The 4565-nt window shown below is 72.6% G+C and carries 4 protein-coding genes and 1 pseudogene; 2 read left to right on the top strand and 3 right to left on the bottom strand.

Annotation, left to right across the window (positions count from 1 at the left end):
* Positions 1-108 precede the first annotated feature (108 nt).
* On the top strand, positions 109-1284 hold the full coding sequence (locus tag AWZ10_RS25635) for an ROK family transcriptional regulator (protein WP_078935583.1): 1176 nt from the start codon (positions 109-111) through the stop codon (positions 1282-1284).
* 88 nt (positions 1285-1372) lie between these two features.
* On the opposite strand, the gene AWZ10_RS25630 is transcribed toward AWZ10_RS25635, so the two are convergent.
* Both AWZ10_RS25630 and AWZ10_RS25625 read right to left on the bottom strand, forming a co-directional pair.
* Positions 1373-2134, bottom strand: a complete 762-nt coding sequence (locus AWZ10_RS25630; protein WP_046707574.1) for a GntR family transcriptional regulator — start codon at positions 2132-2134, stop codon at positions 1373-1375.
* A gap of 248 nt (positions 2135-2382) precedes the next feature.
* Positions 2383-3270: an RNA polymerase sigma-70 factor gene (locus AWZ10_RS25625; RefSeq protein ID WP_060892101.1), complete on the bottom strand. Its 888-nt coding sequence runs from the start codon at positions 3268-3270 to the stop codon at positions 2383-2385.
* Positions 3271-3428: 158 nt separating this feature from the next.
* On the opposite strand from AWZ10_RS25625, the gene AWZ10_RS25620 reads away from it, so the two are divergent.
* Positions 3429-4262, top strand: coding sequence for an alpha/beta fold hydrolase (locus AWZ10_RS25620; protein ID WP_046707572.1), 834 nt, complete (start codon positions 3429-3431; stop codon positions 4260-4262).
* Between the two features lie 39 nt (positions 4263-4301).
* Here the strand turns inward: AWZ10_RS25620 and AWZ10_RS53895 are convergent.
* Positions 4302-4550 (bottom strand): annotated as a pseudogene (locus AWZ10_RS53895) (EamA family transporter); the annotation flags it as partial.
* Positions 4551-4565 lie beyond the last annotated feature (15 nt).

Below are 4565 nucleotides of genomic sequence, written 5' to 3'. Positions count from 1 at the left end.
GCGGGCCCGGGCCGCCCCGCCGGCAGGTCGGGCGCGGCAGGCACTCGCCCGGGCCCATCCCGGCGAGTACCATCCGGCAAACACGGGCGCGAGCTGGGAGGACGGACGTTGGGGCGACTGACCGGCGGAGATCCTTCTCTGCTCCGAAGAATCAACTCGGCCGTGGTGCTGCACGCGCTGCGGGCCACGGACCACGCGACGCTCACCGAGATCACCACGGTCACCGGGCTGTCGCGGCCCACGGTCGAGGGCGTCGTCGAGGGGCTCGTCGAAGCCGGACTGGTGGTCGAGCGGGCCGCCGAGGAGGGCGCCGCCCGGCGGCAGGGACGCCCGGCACGGCACTACCGGTTCCGGGCCGAGGCGGGCCATCTGCTGGGTCTTGACGTGGGTTCGCACCAGGTGACCGCGCTGCTCGCAGACCTCGACGGGAGGGTGCTGGGCTCGCTGTCCAGGGACGTGTCCGAGTCGGCGTCGGCGGACGACCGGCTGGAGCGGCTGCGCTCGATCGTCGCCGAGCTGCTCCGCAGGTCCGGTGTCCCGCGCGCTTCGCTGCGCGCGGTCGGCGTGGGCAGTCCGGGCATCATCGAGGCCGACGGCACCGTAAGCCTGTGCGCGGCCCTGCCGGAGTGGACGGGCCTGAACCTGGGCGAGCGGCTGAGCCGCTCCTTCAAGTGCTCCGTCCTGGTCGAGAACGACGCCAACGCGGCGGCGGTCGCCGAGCACTGGAAGGGCGCCGCCGCCGAGTCCGACGACGTGGTGTTCGTGCTGGCCGGGCTGAGCCCGGGCGCCGGTTCGCTGATCGGCGGACGGCTGCACCGGGGGTACGGCGGCGCGGCCGGGGAGATCGGCGCGCTGCACCTGCTGGGCCGGGAGGCCACCCCGGAGGCACTGCTGTCGACCACGGGCGAGCCCCTGCACCCGCTCGACGAGCAGGCCGTCGCCGAGGTCTTCAAGCACGCGCGCGAGGGCGACGAGCGGGCCCGTGAGGCCGTCGACCGCTTCATACAACGGCTCGTCCACGACGTGACGGCCCTGGTCCTCACCCTCGACCCCGAACTCGTCGTCGTCGGTGGCTGGGCGACCGGCATCGACGACGTACTCGACCCCCTCCGGCACGAGCTGGCCCGCTACTGCCTGCGCCCGCCCCGGGTCGCCCTCTCCCGGCTGGGCGAGGCGGCCGTCGCCATGGGCGCGCTCCGGCTGGCCCTGGACCATGTCGAGGAACAGCTGTTCGCGGTGGAGGGCACGGTGACGGCGCGACGCCGAGCCGGTTCTCCGGCATGAAAGCCGAGCTGACCTGCGGACACGGGAACGCCGCGCCCCAGATGCCCGGGGCGCGGCGTTATGCGGCTCGCAGGGGCTGCCGACGTCGTCAGGACGCGCGGCGCTCCGGGCCGTGGTGGATCTCGACGCCGCCCGAGTCACCGAAGGTCAGACGGCAGGTGTCGGCGCGGTAGGTGGCCATGGAGACGGCCGCCGTGCGCCCCTCGGCGTAGAAGCGGGTGGTGACGACGAGGACGGGCGCGCCGGGCAGCCGGTCGAGTTCCTTGGCGTCGTCGGCGCGGGCGGAGCCCAGCTCCACCGACCGGTCCTGCCCCTCCAGCTCCAGGCGCTGCAGCTCACGCAGCACGGCACGCGCGCGTGCGGCACCGGAGGGCGTGTCTATGGCGGAGAGGGCGGGCACCGAGTCCGCCGGGATGTACAGCAGCTCGGCGGCGACGGGCTGACCGTGCGAGACACGGGAGCGGCGCACGATGTGCACCTGCTCGCCGTGGACGCTCTCCAGGATGTCGGCGACCGCGGCGGGCGGTGCCGAGGACGTGCAGTCCACGGCCTGCCAGGCGTCGCCGACGGTGCCCGGCCACGCGTGTTGCTCGGTGCCGACGGCGACGCCCACGCGCGGGGGCGCCACGGTGGTGCCGACGCCGCGACGGCGCTGCAGCCGGCCCTCCAGTTCGAGCTGCTCCAGCGCTTGGCGGAGGGTCGCTCGGGCCACGCCGAAGCGGGCCGCGAGATCACGTTCGTTGGGCAGGATCTCTCCCACCGAGAACTCGGAGTCCAATGCCTCACTGAGCACGGTCTTCAGATGCCAGTACTTCGGTTCCGGCACCGATTCCAGCTGCTGGGTCCCCACCCTGTCCTCCGCTGCTTCGCCGTGGTCCGGCGACGTTTTTAGTGCCCTTGTTTATTAAAGGTTGTTGCACTTTCTTGCGACCATAGGCCCGCCCCCACCCTTGGTCAAGACCAATCATCGAACGCTCGGGCGCCCGGCGGACCGGACGCCCGACAGCGTTCATCGAGCACTTCACGGCCGTGAAGTGACCAGGGACAGGAACGGGGCCGGAACGGGCACGAACAAACTTGGTCCACCGTCAGAACGGACTACTGGCCCACCGTCAGACGGAGCAGCTTCTCCGGGTTGCGCACGATGTAGACGCACTGGATACGCCCGTCGGCGACATCGAGTTGGAACACGCTGTCGACCATGCCCCCGGTCAGCAGGACCGCCGCGAAGCCGCCGTTGATCTCCATGAAGCGGAACGAGACGTCCTGGACGCCCTTGCCGGCCGCGCCGTGCAGGAACCGTCCCACCTTGTCGGCGGTTTCGAGGACGCGCACCGGCGCCTTGCCCAGGCCTCCGCCGTCGCCCACGAGACGGACGTCGGGGGCCAGCAGCGACATCAGGCCGTCCAGGTCGCCGCCGGCTGCGGCGACGAGGAACCGCTCGGTCAGCTCACGGCGTTCGGCCGGGTCGACCTCGTAGCGCGGGCGCCGCTCGTCGACGTGCCTGCGGGCGCGCCCGGCGAGCTGGCGGACGGCGGGCTCGGCGCGGTCGATCATGGCCGCGATCTCGGCGTACGGATAGCCGAAGGCCTCCCGGAGCACGAACACCGCGCGTTCCAGGGGTGAGAGGGATTCCATGACGACGAGGACGGCGAGCGAGACGGTGTCGGCGAGGACGGCCCGCTCCGCGGTGTCCGGGACGGTGGCCCCGTAGTCGGTGACGTACGGCTCGGGCAGCCACGGACCGGGATACGCCTCGTTGCGCGACTGCACCTGGCGCAGCCGGTCGATGGCGAGCCGGGTGGTGACACGGACCAGGTAGCCGCGAGGTTCGCGCACGTCGGACCGGTCGGCGCCGGACCAGCGCAGCCAGGCCTCCTGGACCACGTCCTCGGCGTCGGCGACCCGGCCGAGCATACGGTACGCGACTCCCATGAGGACAGGGCGGTGCTCTTCGAAGACGTCGGTCTCGATGTCGGTGGTCACCGTTCCATCCCATCCCGAGGGACGCGACCCTGTCCAGGCGATTCCCGGCAAGCGCGGGCTTGTTACCCACCAGGACTACCCGCCGGTAGCAGTTGCTGACAAGCTGTCTATGAACGTCGTACCTCGGCGCGCCCACCTCCCAGACGAGGAGCTGCACCATGTCCGCCGCCACGGTCTCCTTCCAGGTCCCCTCCCCGCTCGGCCCGCGGCCCGTGACGGTCTCCTACACGCGCGAGGGCACCGGCGAGCCGCTGCTCCTGCTGCACGGCATCGGCCACCACCGGCAGGCCTGGGACCCGGTGACGCACATCCTGGCGGCCGAACGCGAGGTCATCACCGTGGACCTCCCCGGTTTCGGCGAGTCCCCCGCGCTGCCGGACGGCCTCAGCTACGACCTGCCCACGACGACCGCCGTCTTCGGGGCCTTCTGCGAGGCCCTGGAGCTCGACCGCCCCCATGTGGCGGGCAACTCCCTCGGCGGCCTGCTCGCCCTGGAGCTGGGCCGCGAGAAGCTCGTACGCTCCGTCACGGCCCTGTCCCCGGCCGGGTTCTGGAACGAGGCCGAGCGACGCTACGCGTTCGGTGTCCTGCTCACCATGCGGCACATCTCGCGGCGGCTGCCGCTGCCGCTGGTCGAGCGGCTGTCCCGTTCGGCGGCCGGCCGCACCGCCCTCACGAGCACCATCTACGCCCGCCCGAGCCGCCGTTCACCCGAGGCCGTGGTCGCCGAGACGCTCGCACTGGCAGGGGCCACCGGGTTCGACGAGACCCTCCGGGCGGGCGGCAGCATCCTGTTCACCGACGACATCCCCGGGCTTCCGGTCACCGTGGCCTGGGGCACACGGGACTGGCTGCTCGTACGCCGGCAGGGCGTCCGCGCCAAGCGGGTCATCCCCGGCGCCCGTCTGGTGCGGCTGCCCGGCTGCGGCCACTGCCCCATGAACGACGACCCCGCCCTCGTCGCGCGCGTCATCCTCGACGGGAGCCGCTGACCTGCGGCGGGTCAGCGCCCCCGACCCCAGGGCCACTCCGACACCCACCAGCGCGCTGCCGACGGCCTGCGCAACACCGTAGGAACCCGTGCCGACGAGGGGTGCCGTGCAGGCGGCGGCGACCGGGATGAGACCTGAGAAGAGCGTGGCGCGCTCGGCGCCGATGCGCTGCATGCCCATGTACCAGCACACGAACCCGACGACCGTGACGACCGCCGCCTGCCACAGCAGCGCGGCGGTCTGCGTGCCGTCCGGGCGGCGCAGCCATGCGCCGCCGTCGGCGAGCACGCCGACGGCAGCCGA

Origin of the sequence: Streptomyces europaeiscabiei (assembly GCF_001550375.1) — a bacterium.
Lineage (GTDB): Bacteria > Actinomycetota > Actinomycetes > Streptomycetales > Streptomycetaceae > Streptomyces > Streptomyces europaeiscabiei.
The sequence above is the reverse complement of the archived record's forward strand: the minus strand, read 5'-3'. Positions and strand labels throughout refer to the sequence as shown.

What these genes read in the sequence shown, in the direction of transcription:
- AWZ10_RS25620 (WP_046707572.1), top strand. Translation starts at nt 3,429, where the DNA reads ATGTCCGCCGCCACGGTCTCCTTCCAGGTCCCCTCCCCGCTCGGCCCG.